At 28.0% G+C, this 19,627-nt stretch carries 18 protein-coding genes; 3 read left to right on the forward strand and 15 right to left on the reverse strand.

Annotated features, from left to right (window positions below; translation table 11 throughout):
• Window positions 1-48 precede the first annotated feature (48 nt).
• The 7 genes from folK to ACH36K_RS13910 form a co-directional block, all read right to left on the reverse strand.
• Complete coding sequence (gene folK / locus ACH36K_RS13880; protein ID WP_411168204.1) at window positions 49-864, reverse strand: 2-amino-4-hydroxy-6-hydroxymethyldihydropteridine diphosphokinase; 816 nt, start codon at window positions 862-864, stop codon at window positions 49-51.
• Window positions 865-874: 10 nt separating this feature from the next.
• The gene (folP, locus tag ACH36K_RS13885; RefSeq protein ID WP_411168205.1) at window positions 875-1,684 is read right to left on the reverse strand and encodes a dihydropteroate synthase; all 810 of its coding nucleotides are present in this window, start codon (window positions 1,682-1,684) and stop codon (window positions 875-877) included.
• Between the two features lie 179 nt (window positions 1,685-1,863).
• Window positions 1,864-2,337 (reverse strand): HD domain-containing protein, encoded by a 474-nt coding sequence (locus ACH36K_RS13890; protein ID WP_411168206.1) that lies wholly within the window; start codon window positions 2,335-2,337, stop codon window positions 1,864-1,866.
• Between the two features lie 11 nt (window positions 2,338-2,348).
• Window positions 2,349-2,903 (reverse strand): GTP cyclohydrolase I FolE, encoded by a 555-nt coding sequence (gene folE, locus ACH36K_RS13895; RefSeq protein ID WP_411168207.1) that lies wholly within the window; start codon window positions 2,901-2,903, stop codon window positions 2,349-2,351.
• 11 nt (window positions 2,904-2,914) lie between these two features.
• Window positions 2,915-3,658, reverse strand: coding sequence for an aminotransferase class IV (locus ACH36K_RS13900; RefSeq protein ID WP_411168208.1), 744 nt, complete (start codon window positions 3,656-3,658; stop codon window positions 2,915-2,917).
• Window positions 3,658-5,007, reverse strand: coding sequence for an aminodeoxychorismate synthase component I (gene pabB / locus ACH36K_RS13905; RefSeq protein ID WP_411168209.1), 1,350 nt, complete (start codon window positions 5,005-5,007; stop codon window positions 3,658-3,660). The genes ACH36K_RS13900 and pabB overlap by 1 nt, the downstream gene beginning before the upstream one ends.
• A complete protein-coding gene (locus ACH36K_RS13910; RefSeq protein ID WP_411168210.1) occupies window positions 5,008-5,592 on the reverse strand; it encodes an anthranilate synthase component II in 585 nt (194 codons plus the stop codon).
• Window positions 5,593-5,724: 132 nt separating this feature from the next.
• Between ACH36K_RS13910 and ACH36K_RS13915 the strand changes: the two genes are divergently transcribed.
• Complete coding sequence (locus ACH36K_RS13915; protein ID WP_411168211.1) at window positions 5,725-6,561, forward strand: PHP domain-containing protein; 837 nt, start codon at window positions 5,725-5,727, stop codon at window positions 6,559-6,561.
• Here ACH36K_RS13915 and ACH36K_RS13920 read toward each other — a convergent pair.
• The 5 genes from ACH36K_RS13920 to ACH36K_RS13940 form a co-directional block, all read right to left on the reverse strand.
• On the reverse strand, window positions 6,558-7,826 hold the full coding sequence (locus ACH36K_RS13920) for an MFS transporter (RefSeq protein ID WP_411168212.1): 1,269 nt from the start codon (window positions 7,824-7,826) through the stop codon (window positions 6,558-6,560). The genes ACH36K_RS13915 and ACH36K_RS13920 overlap by 4 nt on opposite strands.
• Window positions 7,827-7,927: 101 nt before the next feature.
• Window positions 7,928-9,145, reverse strand: a complete 1,218-nt coding sequence (locus ACH36K_RS13925) for a MerR family transcriptional regulator (protein WP_411168213.1) — start codon at window positions 9,143-9,145, stop codon at window positions 7,928-7,930.
• 238 nt (window positions 9,146-9,383) lie between these two features.
• On the reverse strand, window positions 9,384-10,775 hold the full coding sequence (locus tag ACH36K_RS13930; protein WP_411168214.1) for an aminopeptidase: 1,392 nt from the start codon (window positions 10,773-10,775) through the stop codon (window positions 9,384-9,386).
• A 58-nt stretch (window positions 10,776-10,833) separates the two neighbouring features.
• Window positions 10,834-11,742, reverse strand: coding sequence for an HPr(Ser) kinase/phosphatase (gene hprK, locus ACH36K_RS13935; protein WP_411168215.1), 909 nt, complete (start codon window positions 11,740-11,742; stop codon window positions 10,834-10,836).
• A gap of 16 nt (window positions 11,743-11,758) precedes the next feature.
• The gene (locus tag ACH36K_RS13940) at window positions 11,759-11,950 is read right to left on the reverse strand and encodes a DUF896 domain-containing protein (protein ID WP_291651300.1); all 192 of its coding nucleotides are present in this window, start codon (window positions 11,948-11,950) and stop codon (window positions 11,759-11,761) included.
• A gap of 300 nt (window positions 11,951-12,250) precedes the next feature.
• Between ACH36K_RS13940 and ACH36K_RS13945 the strand changes: the two genes are divergently transcribed.
• A complete protein-coding gene (locus ACH36K_RS13945) occupies window positions 12,251-12,451 on the forward strand; it encodes a hypothetical protein (protein WP_411168216.1) in 201 nt (66 codons plus the stop codon).
• Window positions 12,452-12,882: 431 nt separating this feature from the next.
• Here the strand turns inward: ACH36K_RS13945 and ACH36K_RS13950 are convergent, their stop codons facing one another.
• Window positions 12,883-13,281, reverse strand: a complete 399-nt coding sequence (locus ACH36K_RS13950; RefSeq protein WP_411168217.1) for a hypothetical protein — start codon at window positions 13,279-13,281, stop codon at window positions 12,883-12,885.
• 16 nt (window positions 13,282-13,297) lie between these two features.
• Entirely contained in the window at window positions 13,298-13,570 is a 273-nt protein-coding gene (locus ACH36K_RS13955) for a DUF1292 domain-containing protein (RefSeq protein ID WP_411168218.1), read from the reverse strand.
• A gap of 177 nt (window positions 13,571-13,747) precedes the next feature.
• Between ACH36K_RS13955 and ytaF the strand changes: the two genes are divergently transcribed.
• The gene (gene ytaF / locus ACH36K_RS13960) at window positions 13,748-14,371 is read left to right on the forward strand and encodes a sporulation membrane protein YtaF (RefSeq protein WP_411168219.1); all 624 of its coding nucleotides are present in this window, start codon (window positions 13,748-13,750) and stop codon (window positions 14,369-14,371) included.
• A 36-nt stretch (window positions 14,372-14,407) separates the two neighbouring features.
• On the opposite strand, the gene ACH36K_RS13965 is transcribed toward ytaF, so the two are convergent.
• Entirely contained in the window at window positions 14,408-19,528 is a 5,121-nt protein-coding gene (locus ACH36K_RS13965) for an Ig-like domain-containing protein (RefSeq protein WP_411168220.1), read from the reverse strand.
• Window positions 19,529-19,627: the final 99 nt, after the last annotated feature.

Genomic DNA, 19,627 nt, shown 5'->3' on the forward strand with positions numbered 1-19,627 from the left:
TATATAGATTTTGTATAAAATCAAAATCTATATACTGTCTCTAATATTTTAATTTTTAATTTCTTCTAGCATTCTAAAAACTCTTTTTTTATTTAAAGGATGTATCATATTAGGAGCTATTTCATTTAATGGAGCTAGCACAAACTCTCTTTCTTCCATTCTAGGATGTGGTATTGTCACAAAATCATCGCTAGTTATTAAATCATCATAGAAAATAATATCTAAATCTATTACTCTTGGACCCCATCTTATAATTCTTTCTCTCTTCATATCTTTTTCTATATTTAATAATAAAGTCATAAGCTCTTTTGGATTTAATATAGTTTTTATTTCTATAACAGCATTTTTAAAACTATCTTGATTTTCATATCCCCAAGGTTCAGTTTCTATTATAGTTGATATCTTTGATACTTCTATTTCTTTATTATCTTTAATTTTTTCTATTGCCTTTTTTATATTTTCTTCTTTTTCTCCAATGTTACTACCTAATGCAATGTAAGCCTTATGCCAGCTTCTATTTATTTCTATTGCTGCTGTATCTAAATACCTACCTATTGGAGCCCATGGCTTTTTTAATAATACTTTTATTCCTTTAACTAAATCATAATTATATAATACATACTCTGCTATTTTTTCTGCTGCTGTTTCTATTAAATCATAGCTTTCCTTTTGAAACTCCTTCTCTATATTATGACAAAGCTCTCCATAATGAACTGACTTTGTTAAATCACCATTCTTAGATGCTTCACTTAAATCAACATGGAGCTCTAAAGATAATATGAATTTTTGACCTAAAGACTTTTCTTCATTAAAAACACCATGATTTGCAAATATCTCTACATCTTTTAAATATAATTTATCCATAGTCCCCCCCCTATTTCATTTTTAGTATTTTATCTGTCATTATACAAGCTCTTTTATTTTCAACAATATCATGTACTCTAATAATCTTGCAACCTTTCATTATTCCCATAACTGTTGTTGCTATAGTTCCTTCTAATCTTTTAGTAACTGGAAGATCTAATGCAAAACCTATCATAGATTTCCTTGAAGTTGCAAGCAATACTGGATATCCCATTTTAACAATCTTTTCTAAGTTATTCATAACAATTAAGTTCTCTTCATAACTTTTAGCAAAACCTATTCCTGGATCTAATATTATATTTTCTCTTTTTACTCCTGCATCTAAAGCTATATTTATACTTTCTATTAAATCCTCTAAAACATCCTTCATTAGATTTGTATATGGCTTTTCTTCTCTGTTATGCATTAATATACATGGAATATTATATTCAGCAGCCACTGTAGCCATATTACTATCCTTCTTAAAGCCCCATATATCATTTATTATATCTGCACCAGCTTTTATTGCTTCTTCAGCAGTTTTACTTTTATAAGTATCTATTGATATTATAACATCTAACTCTTTTTTTATAGCCTTTATTATTGGAACTACTCTTTTTATTTCTTCCTCTTCAGATACATATTCTGCCTCTGGCCTTGTTGATTCTCCTCCTATATCTATTATATCAACGCCTTCTTCTACCATTTCCTTTGCTCTTTTAACAGCTTCTTCAACTTCATTATATTTACCTCCATCAGAAAAAGAATCAGGTGTTGCATTTAGAATTCCCATTAAATATGTTCTTTCATCTAAATTAATAACTTTATTTCCTATCTTCATGCTTCTCTCCCCTTAAGGCATCTTCAAAAAATAAATAAGTCAGAATGTTCGTCTATTTTGTGTTATACTGCGTCAACAGACCCCTTAGATAGTGCTACTATCTGTGGAACCTGTTTCCTTGTCTAACTCAAAATATACTTCCCATATTTGACTTGTTATTTATTTTCAGATGCCTAAGATTAATATTTTATAGTTTTATTTTTTTTATCCTCACTCCAATAACACTCTTTATATGCCTTGCATTTAAAGCAATTTCTAGAGAGTTTATCACTTACGTATATAATTTTTGAAAGCTCATCTTGGCTTTCTTTTCTATGTTCTTTTATACACTTAATTATTAATTCTTTATCAGCTTGACTAAAAGCTGTTTCCTTTAATATTTCTAGTGCTATTATAGCACTTCCTTCATGATGGTCTATTCCTTCATTATATTGAAGTACTCTTCCTATATCATGTAATAATGCTATTGAATATATTATCTCTTTATTATAATTTAACCCTTTTTCTAATACATCTATATAAGCAATTCTCGCTACATCTAAAAAATGCTCGAGAGTATGATTACAAAATTCTCTTTCTTTTTCTAATTCATTAAGCTCATCTAATAATTCTTTATACTTTGTATGATTTAGAATTTTATTGACATTTTCCAAAATTCTACCTCCTACTTTAGTAAACTTAATACTTCTCTTCTTAACTCATAATCTTCTTTAAAGGAGCCCCTATATGTAGTAGTAACAGTTTTTGTTCCTGGCTTTTTTACTCCTCTCATAGTCATGCACATATGTTCAGCTTCAATTACAACCATAACTCCTTCTGCATCTAAATATTTCATTATAGCATCAGCAATTTCAGTAGTTAATCTTTCTTGTAATTGTGGTTTCTTTGCATAAACTTCAACACATCTTGCAAGTTTTGAAAGACCTGCAACTTTTCCCTTTGGGATATAAGCAATATGAGCTTTTCCATAGAAAGGAACAAGATGATGCTCACACATTGAATAAAAAGTAATATCTTTTTCTAATACTAAGTCATTACCTTCAACAGTAAAAGTTTTAGATAATTCTTCTTTTGCTTCCTTGCCTATACCTGAAAATATTTCTTCATACATTCTAGCTATTCTATCAGGAGTATCTAAAAGCCCCTCTCTCTCTGTATCTTCTCCTATTCCTTCTAATATCAGTTTTACTCCTTGTAGTATCTTTTCTTTATCTATCATTAATGCCCCTCCTAATTTTCTATTTTCAATTCGTATTTTTCTCTAATCTTTATTGTAACTTTATTTTCCTTTAAAATCTTATTATTAATTTTACTTATTCCCATTATGCCTAGTAAGCTATTTGTTATAAATATTTCATCAGATTCCATAACTTCATCTAAAGTTATTTCTTTTTCATATACCTCATAATTGTTAATTATGAAATCTCTAACTATTCCTGGTAAAAGTCCACTCCTTACATTAGGTGTGTACACTATATTGTCTTTTACTATAAAAATATTAGAAGTACTGCCTTCAGAAATATATCCTTTTTCGTTTAAAAATAGAACCTCATCATATCCCTCTTTTAAAGCAGATTCTCTCTCTAAAATATTATCTAAATAATTTAGAGATTTTATATAAGTTAGTTTAGATGTAGAATTTCTAATAATATTTGAAGTTTTTAATGAAAAGCCTCTTATATAGTCCCCACTTTTATATAACACTTCTCTAGGCTCTAATATTATATTTTTTTCAGTTACAGCTATTTTTAATGCACAATTTTGTATATTAATTTCTTTTATTATGCTCATTATATAATTTTCTTCTAAAGGTTCTCCTATTTTTAAAGTCTTAATACCATTATTTAATCTATTTATATGTTCTCTTAAAAATATAGGGGTCTTTTTTATAAGTATAGTCTCAAAAACTCCTCTTCCAAAAAAGAACCCACTATCTATATAAGCTTTATCGTTTTTATAAATTAAATTTCTCATTATAATACCCTCATTAATGCTTTTGCTTTATCTAGTGTCTCATTATACTCATCTTCCTCTATAGAATCGTAGGTTATTCCTCCTCCTACTCCAAAGTAAGCTTTATTATCTTTTTTTATAATAGTTCTTATGGCTATATTAAAATCTGCATTACCTCTAAAATCAAAATATCCTATAGAGCCTGTATAAAAATTTCTTTTAATCTTCTCTAACTCTTCAATTATTTCCATAGCTCTAATTTTAGGAGTTCCTGTTATAGAACCTCCTGGAAAACATTCTTTTATGCATCTTACTGCTGATATATTATCTTTTAATTCTCCCTCTACAGTAGAAACTAAATGAAATACAGTTGCATATGTTTCAAGCTTAAATAATTCTGTTACCTTTACTGAATGTGGCTTACAAACCTTACTTAAATCATTTCTTTCAAGATCTACCACCATTAATAGCTCTGCTTTATCTTTTTCACTATTTATAAGCTCTAGACTATTTTCAAGATCTTGTTCTTTATTTTCCCCTCTAGGTCTTGTACCTTTTATTGGTCTTGTAACTACCCTACCTTTATTTATTTCCATAAATCTTTCTGGAGAAGAGCTTACTACTTGAAAATCTTCAAAGTTCATATAGGCTGCAAAAGGAGCCTTATTTATAGTTCTTAACTTCTTGTATATTTCAAAAGAATCTTCCTTACTTTCTGTGTAAAGCCTCTGAGTTAAATTAGCTATATACACATCACCACTTATAATATAATCTTTTAATTTAGTAATAGCTTTTTTATATTCATCTTTTTCAAAGTTAGATATAAAAATTTTATTGCTTTCCTCAAAGGTTTCTTCTATTATTTCCTGGGCAAACTTTATCTTTTCCTCTATTAAATCAATTTCTTTATCCCAGTTATTATCACTAATTGATGTTATATATTGTTTATTTTTATCTAAATCAAAAATTATTATATTTCTATAAAATATAAACTTCATATCATCTATATAAAAATCTTCACTACTAGTATTAGGAAGATTTTCTATAATTCTTCCTGTATCATATGAAATATATCCTATTGCACCTGATAAAAATGGAATATTATCATACTCCTTAGAATTACATTTATACTTATCTAAAAGCTCCTCTAAAACATTAAAAGGGTCTCCATTAAACAACTTTTTATTTATAAAAGCTTCTTTTCCTTTTGATTCAAAAATCAGAAATGGATTTATGCCTATAAATGAAAACTTAGACAAAATTTTATCTTCTTTAGATGAATCTAATAATACTGTATTGACCTCATCTTTGAAAATATTATATACCTCAAGAGGATTAAAATTTATTTTTACTTCTCTTACTTTAATCATTTATACCCCCTTAAAGTTCTTAGCTACATCTATAAAATTTTTTATTATTTTATGACCTTCCTCTGTCATTTCTGCCTCAGGATGAAATTGTACGCCGTATATAGGATATTTTTTATGCTTCACTCCCATTATTACCCTATCTTCTGTATAGGCAGTTACTTCTAAATCCTTACTAATATCTCTATCATCTATTATTAGTGAATGATATCTTGTAACTCTTAATGGATTTTTCACATCTTTAAATATGTCATTATTTGAATGTTTAATATAGCTTATTTTTCCATGGACTGGTTCTTTCCCTTTAATTACTGAACTTGAAAAGTAGTGTCCTATACATTGATGTCCTAAACATATTCCAAGAATAGGCTTAACTCCTTTAAAGCTATGTATAATATCTAATGATATTCCTGCATCTTTTGGAGCTTTAGGTCCTGGAGATATTATTATTCCATCTATATCTAAGTACTTTATTTCTTCTATTGTTATTTTATCATTTCTATATATTAAAACTTCTTCACCTAGTTCTTCTATATATCTAACTAAATTAAACACAAAAGAATCATAATTATCTATCATTAAAAGCATAAATCTCCTCCATGTTTTGTGTTAAAAGTGATGTTATTATGTTAAAATAATTTTAATGAATAAATTATATCATAATAATATAAAAGTTTGAAATTTAAACTTCTATTTTATGTTTATTGAAAGGAGTACTATATGTTTAAATGTGATTTACATATTCACTCTATTTGCTCTGATGGTAGATTTACTCCAAGAGACATAGTAAAGATGGCAAAAGATAAGAATTTAGACTATGTTTCGTTAACGGATCACGATACATTAACTGGAATAGATGAAGCTTTGAATGAAGCTAATAAACTTGGTATTAATTTTATCCCAGGTATTGAGCTATCAACAGAACACAATGGAGAATCAATTCATATTTTAGGTTTTTTTAATAAAGATACTTATAACAATCCTGAGTTAAATAATATATTAAATGAATTTAAAGAAAAAAGAATTAGTAGGGCTTATAAAATTGTAGATAACCTAAAAAAATATCATAATATTGAAATTGATATAGATAAAGTTTTATCTAATGGAAAGGATACTATAGCAAGACCTCACATAGCTAAAGCTATAATAGATGCTGGATATCCTTATGACCATGAATATATTTTTAATAACTTTATAGGAAATAATTGTCCTGCTTATATTCCATCTACAAAACTTTCTACAAAGGAAGGCCTTGAGTTGTTAAAAAAATATAATGCTTTAACTTTTTTAGCTCATCCACTACATGTTAGAAAAACACCAATTGAAGATTTATTAAAGCTTGGGTTTGATGGTTTAGAATCTATCTATTTTAGAAACACTAAAGCTCATACAAAAAGATTTTTAAAATTAGCTAAAGAAAAGAATTTATTTATTTCATGTGGTTCTGATTGTCATGGTATTCCTAATGATAAAAGTCACGGAAATGTTGGAGATGTGCACATCCCTCAAGAAGATTGGATACTTTCAATGTTAGATTGGTTAAAACTACAGGCTTAATTGCCTGTAGTTCCAATTTTTTTATTAGTGTAGTAATAAAACACAATGCTTATTAAAAGAACTGATATACCACCTAAAATAATTATTATATAAGCCTCAATGTTTTGAAGTAAAACCCCAGAAATCAAATAAGAAAAAGGCACAACTATTTTCACTATACTTATTGTAAGACTCATAGATCTAGCTCTATACTCCTCATCAATCTTAGTTTGCATATTATATGAAAATGGAATATCAACTAAAGATATACATACTCCCATAAAAATCATTACAATTGAATAATAAATAATATATATATTTGTATTATTTATGTTGTCTTCAAATAATAAAGGTATTGATAACAATATTATATTTATAGACATTAATATTCCCACTATAGAAAATATATTATTTATCTTATATCTTGATATTACATTTTTAACCACAAATGCTCCTACTATCATTCCTACAGGAATTGAACCTTGAATTATCCCAAAACCTTTTGATGATAACTCTAATATATTATTTAATATAATTGGCATAGGAATAGTAACCGAGAAAGATATAAAGAAGTTAAATATTATAAATATTATTAGCATATTGATAATATACTTTTGAGTTATTAAATACTTAAATCCCTCTTTTATATCTTTTATATAATTTATTTTATTCTTATCAATAAATATATCTTTCTCTTGGTTTTTAGCATATTTAAAATCAATAAATACTTCTAAAAAGGCTGAAAATATAAATGATATTGAATTGAATAATATAAAGCTTTTTATATTAAAGGCGGAGAAAATTATTCCACCTATAATAGGTCCTAGTATAGATGATGTTGAGTCTATTATTCTACTTCCAGAATTAATATTAACTATTTTTTCTCTAGATACAATATTAGGTATAGATGCTCCTATACTGATATCGAATATTATATTTATACTTGTTATAACAAAAGTACTTAAATAAATTACCCCTACACTTAACCCCTTTACAATACTAATTAAATATATACTAAATAGAAACAATCCATTTAATAAATCAGCTATAACAACTAACTTTTTCCTATCGTATTTATCAGCAATTACTCCTGCAATTGGATTTAATATAATTACAGGTAATATACTTAAAATCAATGTAGTCGAAAAACTAAGACTAGATCCAGTTATTTTTAATACATATAAACTCATTGCAAAAGTATATATAGATGTCCCAAATATTGATATAAATCGTCCTAAATAAAATAAAATTATATTTTTATACTCCTTATTTTTTAAATAAATCATTTAATCACCTCTAACTAAATTCTATAATAGAGTCTCTACAAAACATCAATACTAAATAAAGTCTTTTTTTGATGAATATAATAAAAAAGGTAGGGTTAACCCTACCTTTTACCAAAAAATAAATAGCTATATACTTCTTCATTATCTGAAAAATAGTCTTCATATATACTAGGCTTATTCAAATAATTTGATTTTATATCTGATATCATATTAAAGTTATTTTCTTTTAATTTGCTTTTAATGTAATTAATATTAAAATTCTTTCTATTTTCTTCTTTAATAGAATTAGTTAAAGAGAACTTTTTAAATAAAATATATGATAAGAAAACATAGGAATCTTCTTTTAAATATTTTAATATGTCTTTAATAGAAAAATCATTTTTATCAAACCAGTAGTTGCTACTACCTGCACAATCTAAAAGCAAATCAACAGATTCTCTTTTTATTGGAATAAATTTAAAATCTGTACAAATAAACATTATATTCTTTTTTAAATTGCTTTTTTCAATTAAGTTTTTTAAATAAATGTGTTTTTGAATATCATTATCTATTGCTATATATAAACTACTACTATCTAAATTATCATATAAGTTTCTTAAAAGAAATCCTAGTCCACTACCTATTTCTAAAATTACTTTATCTTTGAAATCAATGTCACATAACTTGTTATATGTCCAATTCAAGTCTTTTCTAATATTTAAAATATGATTTTCATCTGTTTCTTTTATATAATTTTCAATAACATTTTTACATTTTTCACTATCTTTATTTATTAAATTCTCTTGTACAATTAATATTCCAGAATTTATTTTATATCTTTTTCCACATAAGCATTTTAAGCTTCCATCTAATATTTGATTGTTTTTTATATTTGCTTCTTCTAAATCTAGCTTTCCTCCACAATCAATACACTGTAATAAATCTATTTTTTTTATATCAACTCCAATATTAAAATTACTTTTTATTTTTCTTTTATTAATTTCACTTAGCTTATCAATTAATTTTGTTTCTATTATTTTTAACTCATCTATTCTTTTACTTATTTCTTCATTCTTTAGTTTAAATATATCTTGTAAGAATCCATTTTGTTCTTCATTACTAAGTTTTCCTAGTGTTTCATAAATAAATATAGACTTTATTTCATTTAATGTAAAACCTAATGATTTTAATTCTAATATATTAGTTAAGTCATCTTGACATTTCCTATTAAATTCATATTGAGCTCCTTTTTTATATGGTACAATAAGCCCTAAATCCATATAATGTCTTGTTGTTTCTATGCTTATATTATTTATCTTGCTAAATTCCCCAATTTTCATACCAATTCTCACTTTATAATATTTTATTAAATTTAAAATTATGTCTATTTAATTTTATCTTTAAATGGTATCTATTTGCAAATATTTTTAATAAATAAAATAGAGATAATATACCCTTTACTTAAAATATAATATCTCTATAACTTAATTAATTATTTGTTTTTATCTTTTAATTCATCTTTATTAACCTTATCATCTCTAAACCATTTGCATTCAGTAGTAGGATTATTTAATTTTTCTATACTTCTTCTAAAAAGGCTTTATAGCCTCTCATAGTTTCATAAATATCTACTTTACTAGCTATTTCCCATGGAGCATGCATATTTTGCAGAGCTACTCCACAATCTATAACTTCCATATTATACTCTGCTAATATATAAGCGATTGTTCCACCGCCACCTTGGTCTACTTTACCAAGTTCAGCTGTTTGGAAAGGAACATCGCTCTTATCCATAACATTTCTAAGCCAGGCCATAAATTCTGGATTTGCATCATTACATCCTGATTTACCCCTTGCTCCTGTATATTTACTAAATACAAAACCTTTTCCAAAATATGCTGAATTTTTCTTTTCCATAACAGATGGATAATTAGGGTCATATGCAGCTGTTACGTCAGCTGATAGCATTTTAGAATTAGCTAAAGCTCTTCTTAATTTTAACCCTGAATACTCTCCTAGCCTATCCATAACCTCTGCTACTACATTTTCAAAGAATTTCGAGTGCATCCCAGTTGCACCATTACTTCCCACTTCTTCTTTATCTACTAACAAAACAACTGATGTGTATTTAGTTTGATCTAAATCTAAAAGTGCCATTAATGAAGTATATGCACAAACTCTATCATCTTGACCATAAGCCATAACCATACTTCTATCTAATCCATAGTCTCTTGCTCTTCCTGCTGGAACAACTTCAATTTCTGCTGATAAGAAATCTTCTTCTTCAAAATCATACTTTTCTTTTAAAAGTTTAAGTATATTTGCTTTAACAGCATCTTTTTCTTCTCCTTCTAGCGGCATATTTCCTACTAAAAGGTTTAAATCTTCACCTTCAATAACTACATTAGCTTTCTTTTGCATTTGATCTCCTGATAAGTGTATTAAAAGATCAGATATTCCTACAACTGGATCATTATTATCTTCACCTATAACTACGTCTATTTTTGTTCCATCTTTTTTAACAACTACTCCATGTAAAGCTAGAGGTAAAGTAACCCATTGATACTTTTTAACTCCACCATAATAATGAGTTTCCATCATAGCAAGATCTGAATCTTCATATAATGGATTTTGTTTTAAGTCTAATCTTGGGGAATCAACATGAGATCCTATTATCCTCATTCCTTTTTCTATAGGCTCTTGCCCTATAAGAAATAATGCTAAAGCTTTGTCTTTATTGTTTATAAAAACCTTATCACCAGGATTTAAGCTTTCTCCATTTTCTATAACTTCTTCTAAATCTCTATATCCAAGAGCTATTGCCATATCTATACTTGTTAAAACACACTCTCTTTCTGTTTTACATATAGACATATAATCTATATACCCATTACAGAAATAAAATAACTCTTCTTTTTTATCCCCCATATACTTTAACCAAGGATTTTTTTTATCTTCTTTTTTGCCCATAATTAGCCCTCCTAAATTTATTTATCATAAAATATTATAGATTTAATTATGTAAATTATTACTCTACTATTTTATCCATTCTACTTTCTATTATGTCTACAGGTGTTACATCTGACATAAGTGAGTGTCTATAATTTACAGCTGCAGCTTCTATTATTACTGCAATATTTCTTCCTGGTCTTACTGGTACTCTAAGTCTTTTTACTTTAACCCCTAAAATATCTTGACGTTCATCATTTAACCCCAATCTATCGTAATCCCCATCATCCTTCCAATGTTCAAAGTGCATTAGTAATTTTATATCTTTTTCTTGAAGTACAGAGCTTAAACCATATAATGATGCTACATCTATTATTCCAATCCCCCTAACTTCAAGCATACCTATAGTTATTCTCGGAGACGTACCTATAAGCTCTCCATCTATTTCCTTTATATCTACCGCATCATCAGTTACTAATCTATGTCCTCTTTTTATAAGTTCAAGAGCAGTTTCACTCTTTCCTATACCGCTTTCACCTGTTATTAAAATACCTATACCATACACATCTACTAACACTCCATGAAGTCTAGTTTCTGGAGCTAATTCTCCCGCAAGGTATATAGTTAATTTACTCATAAATTTAGTTGTTACTAATTTAGTTCTTATTAACCAGACCTTATTTTTTTGAGCTGATTTAAGTAGTTCTTCTTGTGGCTCTAAATCTCTTGTTATGATTAAGCATTTTAAATTAAAACTAAAATATTTATCTATTCTTTTTTTACGTAATTCAATCCCCATAGCTTCTAGAAAGCTCCATTCTGCTTTACCTATTACCTGTATTCTCTCTGGGGCAAAATAGTTGTAAAATCCCGATAGCTGCAAACCTGGCCTATTTATATCATTAACAAAGATCTCTACATTTTTTTCACCTTCTACCAATACTTCCATATCAAAATCTTTTATTAATTTTTCAACTGTAACTGACAATTTTATCACCCTTCAATTAATTTCTTTTTTTCGGTTCTACTGTTTCTAATTGAGCTCTAAAGTTACTTTTTACACTATCTATATATCTTCTTCTTAAAATTTGTTGTTCTTCTTTTTCTGAGTCATTTAATCCTTCTTCTTTGCTTTTCTTATAAAGCTCATTAATTCTTTTAATTACATCATCCATTTTCATGTTTTGATAGTCCATCTTTAGTTCTCCTTTTCATTATTTAAATTTAAGTCTTTATTATATTTTAACCTCTATTTTAGTCAATATCAACTTATATAATTTCGACAAATGATAATATTTACATTTTTTATGAAAATATTTACTTCTCTATTTTTTGTAATTTATTACTTAATATGCCATATAATATAAGATTTTTCAGTAAAATTATATATAAATTTGTTGTTATTTGTTTTATGAATTCATTTTACATTATTATACTTTTTGGTATAATATTGTTATAACGAGATGTAATTTGTAAATAGATGGAGGTGCTACTAAATGATAAAGAAATGTAGAAGACAAATACTAATTAAGAAAGCTATACTTAACTTTTTACTAAGATATCTTTCTCCGAGTAATAGACTGATAATTTATCTTTCACAAGACTTGGACAAGCTTATCAGTAAATCACAAAAAAATATATATAAAAAGTATATTAGAAAATATTTTGGTAGCAACACTTTAAAAAAGGTTGCTTAAATATTTTACTAAATATTTAATATGTATTGTAATAACTACTTTATTTTATTTTATAAATTATTCAAATACCAATTTATTACAAAAATAAAAAATATAAAAACTTTTTAAATTTATTTTAAAAAGTTTTTATATTTTTAAACAAAAAACACCTCATTACTGAGGTATTAATATCAAATATGTCCCAACATGCCATTCACTTAAATATTCATACCTGCTTCTCGCAGGTGGGCTAAACTCACCAATCCTCTGCCTTCTCCTGCCACTTAAAGTGAATTACTGAAGCCTGACATCGTAAAGGATGTTGTAAATCCCGTATATTCAATGTAGGTTGAATATTTTAAGCTTAGCGTACATCTCAGGATTTATTATGATTTAATTATAGCATAAATTATATCATATTCAATAGAAATTTTTACACATAGATATATATCTTAGCAAACAAATTCTTTTGCTACATCCTCTATAGATATGTCACTATCTTCTTCTGTGAATAATGCCATGAATTTAAGTCCTTCAAAATTTGATGGATCCATTTGAAAAGCCATCACCTCTCCTGATATTTCTAACTCTTCTACTATTTCTTCTATAATGTCTACCACTTCATCATTTCCATATTCATAAAGATATGGAAGAAAGTATTCAGTGTACCATTCACTGCTCTCTTCTTCATAATCACTTTCCTCATTTGAGTAGCTTCTAGCAGCATTTAAAACATCTTCATCAAACTCAAACAGAAATTTTACTAAAAACATTTCCTCTTCATTTTTTAGTTCTTCAATGTCTGACAATAAGTTTTCATCTAACATACTTATAATTTTATCAATTTTCATAATTTACCTCCTGAGATTAATATAATAATTTTCTATATTCTTTTTTTACAGCTAAAAATTCCTTATCATCTTCTACTAAATTTAATTCCTCTTTTCCATCTACTTCATCTACTCTAAATACATATACATCTTCAGAATTAACATCATCTATTGGAGCTAAAAGTAAATATTCTGTTTCCTCTAAATAAATCTTAGCTATTGCTTCAAATTCAACTTTATTTCCCTCTTCATCTAGGAATGTCATTATTTGCTTCTCTTCCTCATTTATGTTTAAATCTTTTTTATCCATTTTTATTCTCCTTTGAATTAAGTTATTCTCTAATATTTTATATTCAAAAAATCTTTTTTACCACTATTTTTTTATATTTTTTTATTTTTATCTTCTTATTTGTCTTAGTCATATTTTGTAACTATATGATTATTTTTTTCATATTATGAATTAATAATAATTTCAGAGGATAAATTTATGTTAGAAACAATACTATTAGTTTTATCTGTATCTATAGATTCATTCCTGGCAAGTATTGCATATGGAACTAATAAAATAAAAATTCCTCTAACATCTGCTCTTATAATAGATATAATATCAGCAAGTATGTTAGGGGTTTCTCTTGTAATTGGAGGATTTATACAAAATTATATTTCTATTAATGCTGCAAAAATAGCAAGTTTCCTTATACTTTTTGCTTTAGGCATATATAGACTTTTTGAAAGTCTACTTAAATCATATATAAAAAAAAATTCAAACAAACCTTCTCCTTTAACCTTCAAATTATTTGATTTCAATTTTGTTCTTCAAGTATATGCTGATGAAACAAAAGCAGATTTTGATAAATCCAAAATACTTACTTCTAAAGAAGCTTTTTATCTGGCTTTCGCTCTTTCTTTAGATAGTCTAGCAGTTGGATTTGGTAGTAGCCTTATTTCTATTAATTATATTCAAGTTTTTATTGTTGCTCTTTTCATAGGAATTATAGCAATACTCCTCGGATCATTTATGGGAAGAAAATTTGTTGAAAGTACAAATCTAAACCTTTCATGGCTATCAGGTACAATGCTTATTATCTTTGCTTTTTTAAGAGTATTTTAAAAGCTGCTAGAAATATACTAGCAGCTCTTTTAAAATTTATTTTTCTTTTACTTCTTTTTTCTTTTTCCTTAATACCATAAATGCACCTGCACCTACTATAATTAAGGCAACTATTAAACCATACATAGGATTGTTTCCGCCTGTGCTTGGTAATGTAATTCCTCCCTTTCCTGAAGTGTTTCCTCCACTTCCTGAAGTATTTCCTCCATTTCCTGAATCTTCAGCTTTTACAGTTATTTCAACAGTAGCTTTAAAGTTACCATCCTTAGTTGTAACTGTTATTATAGCTTTTCCTTTTCCTATTGCTGTTACTTTTCCATTTGCATCAACCTTTGCTACTCTTTCATCGCTTGATGACCAAGTAACTTCTTTATTTGTTGCATCTGCTGGTGTAATTGTAGCCTTTAATTCTAATGTTTCATTTACTTTAAGTTCTGCTGAAGTTTTGTCTAGGCTTACTCCTGTTACTTTTACTACTGGTATTTCTTTTGCTTTTACAGTTATTTCAGCTGTAGCTTTAAAATTACCATCTTTAGTTGTAACAGTTATTGTAGCTTTTCCTGCTCCTACAGCTACTACCTTTCCATTTTCATCAACCTTTGCAACCTTTTCATCACTTGATGTCCAAGTAACTTCTTTATTTGTTGCATCTGCTGGTGTAATTGTAGCTTTTAATTCTAATGTTTCATTTACTTTAAGTTCTGCTGAAGTTTTATCTAAACTTACTCCTGTTACTTTTACTACTGGTACTTCTTTTGCTTTTACAGTTATTTCAGATGTAGCTTTAAAATTACCATCTCTAGTTGTAACAGTTATTGTAGCTTTTCCTTCTCCTATTGCTGTTACTTTTCCATTTTCATCAACCTTTGCTACCTTTTCATCACTTGATGCCCAAGTAACTTCTTTATTTGTTGCATCTGACGGTGAAATTGTAGCCTTTAATTCTAATGTTTCATTTACTTTAAGTTCTGCTGAAGTTTTATCTAAACTTACTCCTGTTACTTTTACTACTGGTACTTCTTTTGCTTTTACAGTTATTTCAGATGTAGCTTTAAAATTACCATCTATAGTTGTAACAGTTATTGTGGCTTTTCCTTCTCCTATTGCTGTTACTTTTCCATTTTCATCAACCTTTGCTACCTTTTCATCGCTTGATGCCCAAGTAACTTCTTTATTTGTTGCATCTTCTGGTGTAATTGTAGCCTTTAATTCTAATGTTTCATTTACTTCAAGTTCTGCTGAAGTTTTATCTAAACTTACTCCTGTTACTTTATTGCTAGATAGATTTTCAATTTCAGCTGAATCTCTAACTCTTAATCTGTGTCCTTCAGGATCTTCTGAAGCAAGTCCTATAGCTGATACTTTATCTCCTACATTGATTCTAGTTTTCCATTCATCAGCTACTCCAGGATTTTTACTACTTCCAATGTATCCTTCAACATATACTCTTGATTCTCCAGTTCCATCATTTACAAATATATTTTGTCCATCAATTCTAGTTACTTTTCCTTCTACTTTTACTAAAAGTCCCTCTTTTTCTTCCAACATACTATCTTTAGTTGAAAGTTTAGTAGGCTCTACTAAGTTAATATTTTCATCAATAATTTGTAATCCTAAGCTTTCATTTTTAAGAGCAACTTGTGCATCTCCCAAATATGATGAAACTTTTCCTTTAATTCTTACTTTTTGACCTAATTTTACTGATGTAGTTGAAACTCCAAATACAGTTAATCCAGCAGTATCATCTTGAACATAAATAACATCAAAGAATGAGTTTCCTGGTGCTGCAATATTTGAAGCTGCAGTTACATATCCTTCAACAACAACTGTTTCTCCAAATCTATCTGGAGTATTATCTTTATTTTCATCTATTCTAACACTTGATATCTTACTTACAGGAATCTCTGGAGCTGCTGCCAATTCCTTGATAACTTTCTCAGTTATTTGATAATTTGAATAATCTAAACCATCCATTTCAAAATTTGAGAAGAATGTAGCTCCTGAAACTACTACTTTAGCTCCACTACTTAATGTTTCAACGGCTAAACCAACAACATCACCTTTACCTACAGCTGTATTATCTCCTTGTTTGTCAGCATCATTTCCATAAGTAGTACTATGACCTTTTACTAAAACGTCTATATTGGAAGCATCTTTTGGCATAACAAGAGTTGATCCACTATAGAAACTATATTTCTTAGTTGTATCAATTCCATTTAGCCAACTGCTTTCTGTATTATAGTCGTTAAAGTATAATCTAAAGTTCTGACCACCATTTTCTACATCATCAGTAGCTTGGTCATCATTAAATCTTATTTTTGCACCTATAGCGTTAAGAACTGAATTACCTTGTTCTGCATTCCCATATTCACCTGTTGCATCACCGTAATCAGCCTTAGAAGTTATTGCTATATTTCCACCTTTTTCAATAAATCTAGCTATTGCAGCTAATTCATCAGAGGTATATTTTTGAGGTGATAATCCACTAGAAGTAACTGCTTTACTTTGAGGGTCTGATAGTATTAATAAAGATGCACCTTTTAAAACTTCATCTGTTATAGGCTCTTTATTTATAACCGCTTTAACATTGTTTTGTGCCATTAAAGCTGTTAAAGTTGTAATCTTTCCTGAGTAGTCTCCAGAAACATATTGATTTTGATGTGCACCATCTATTACAACCTTAGAAACTTCATTTGATCCTAAAACTGAAACTTCTTTAGCTCCTTTGAACTCTCTTTCAACTCCATTTACAGTAGCAGTAACTTTTACTTGGAAAGAATAATCTCCTGCTTTATCAAATTTATATGGAAGCTTTGCTACAGCTGTTGATCCAGAAGCTATAGATTCAATAATCTCTGTCTTTATTGCTTCAGTTCCATTATTTAAATAGTATTCTACTTTAACATTATTTATAGCAACTGCTTCATTATTATATATAGTAGTTCCTATATTAAATTCTTCCCCAGCAACTATTACTTCTGTATCAGAATCTACTGTAGAAATTCCAACATTTTCTCTTTCTCCAGCCCAAATTGCTGAAGTAACAGCTATATCTCTATCAGATTGGTCTACTCTTACATAGTAGTATGAACTAACTGATTTATCTAAAGTAAATGACCATTCTTTAGTTGTAGAGTTTACATTATCAATAGACTTAACAACTTTACCACCATCGCCAATTATTGATATTTTCTTAATAGTATCTCCTGAATCCATGTCCTCAACATTTACTTTAAAATCTAATGAATCTGTCTTTCCTAATATAGATCCCATTGTATTTCCATTAACTTCATAAGATACTTTTAAATTTTCATCTTCAGTTGCATAAACTCTTCTTTCTCTTATTGCTTCATAAACAGATTCTCTTGAAAGATTTGGAGCCTCTATAACTGTTCTAGCAGTATTCGCATTACCCCATCTACCTTTATGGTTATCTTGGTTGTTTGTTGGAGCAACATGCCACCCCTTATCTAAGGCTCTAGTATAATATTCATATGAAGGGAAATAACCTGAACTTCTGATAGCACCTTCACCATTTCCAACTTCTATTAATGTAACTTGTTTGTCAATTTCTGCATCATAATGTGCAAAATCACTAAAGTCTCCGAAAGTTTTACCTGGGTGATTTAATTGAGATAATGATTGTTTTTGTGTTTTTAATGTATTGTAGTAATTTTTTAAATCCATTTTGCTATTTTTTCTTGTTTCAAATCCTGGTGTATTAAATGTATTCATATGACCATATCCACCAGTTGATCCTGACCAAGTCATTTCATATCCATATATAGCTACAAATTTACCCTCTTTATTGTATTTGTCTGCCGCACTTAATCCCTTATTCCAACTTTGACTTGCTGAACCATCTGCTAAATTAGCTTTTGTATCATTATCAAACCAGTTAGAGTGATCTGTTACAGCTAAGAAATCTACTTTTGCACTATTTTCTGCATATTGGTATGCATCATCAATAGATCCAGTACCATCTGATATATTTGTATGAGAGTGAAGTTGTCCAAAATATAAATTTTTATTTTGCTCTCCAATTGTAAATTTCCATTCTTGTGTAGTTAAATTACCTAATGTATCTTTAACCTCAACTAAAACAGTATGAGCACCATCAGATAAGTCCTTATCAACTAAATATTTTATAGTATTTCCTTCCTTACCTATGTTACCGCTTACAATTTCTCCATCAATTGATAATTTAATTGAAGTCATATCTACGCCAGTTTCATCTTGGAAAGTCGCACTAATTTCTGGTCTTCTTAAATCACCTATATTTTGTCCATTAGAAGGCTTTAAATCTGTAACTCTTGGTCCAGAATTATCTATAGCTTTATTTACAGTAACTTTACAAGTTGCTTTTATATCAGCTTTTACCATTGATTTAACTTCTATAGTTGTTTCTCCCTCTTTAACAGCTGTAACTTTTCCATCTTTATCTACTGTTGCTATTTCAGGATTTAAGCTTGTATATTCCACACCCTTTTCTGTTGTGTTTTCAGGGATATAAGCAAGTGTTAAGCCTTTACTTTCACCAACTTCTAAAGCTAAACTTTCATCAATTCTTAATCCAGTTAATGCAATTTGTTCTACAGTACCATCGTTGTGTACTATAGTAAAATTATCTATGTTAATTCTTTTATCTTTTGTGCCCACAACATTAATTTTAAATCTAACATTACCTGCTTCATTAATAACAAACTTTTCTTCTTTTAAATCACTTGTTATAGCATTTGATGATCCAACATCTACCCAACTTACTCCTGAATCAGTAGATTTTTGAATTTTTAAGGTAGATCCAGAATCCTTTGAATAGTATGCATGAGATAAAATTATCTCTTTTACATTAGCAACATCAAAATTCATAGCTATAAAGCCTTCTGATTTTATCCTTGCAGCTGTAGAATCTATTTTCTTATCAGGTTCTTGATTTCCAGCCATTGCATTATTAAACTTCCAAGAACCAGTTTCTAATTCAACATCCGCTTCCGTATAACCTGATTTTTTAAGCTTCTCAAAATTTTCAATAACTACATTTTTATTTAACTCTTCAGCCTTAGCTACTAATGTTGTAAAATTAGTAAAGAAATTGGATACAACCATTGTAAAGGTTAACACAAAACCCAGCAATCTAAGTTTCTTTTTATCTTTCACTTTATTATCTCCCCTTTTTATTGTTTTTAATACATTTTCCCAAATTCCGTTTCTGATATTGATTGTACTTAGTTCTCCTAATTACATCCCTCCTCAGTT

It is taken from the genome of Clostridium sp. MB05, from assembly GCF_046581255.1.
Taxonomy (GTDB): domain Bacteria; phylum Bacillota; class Clostridia; order Clostridiales; family Clostridiaceae; genus Clostridium.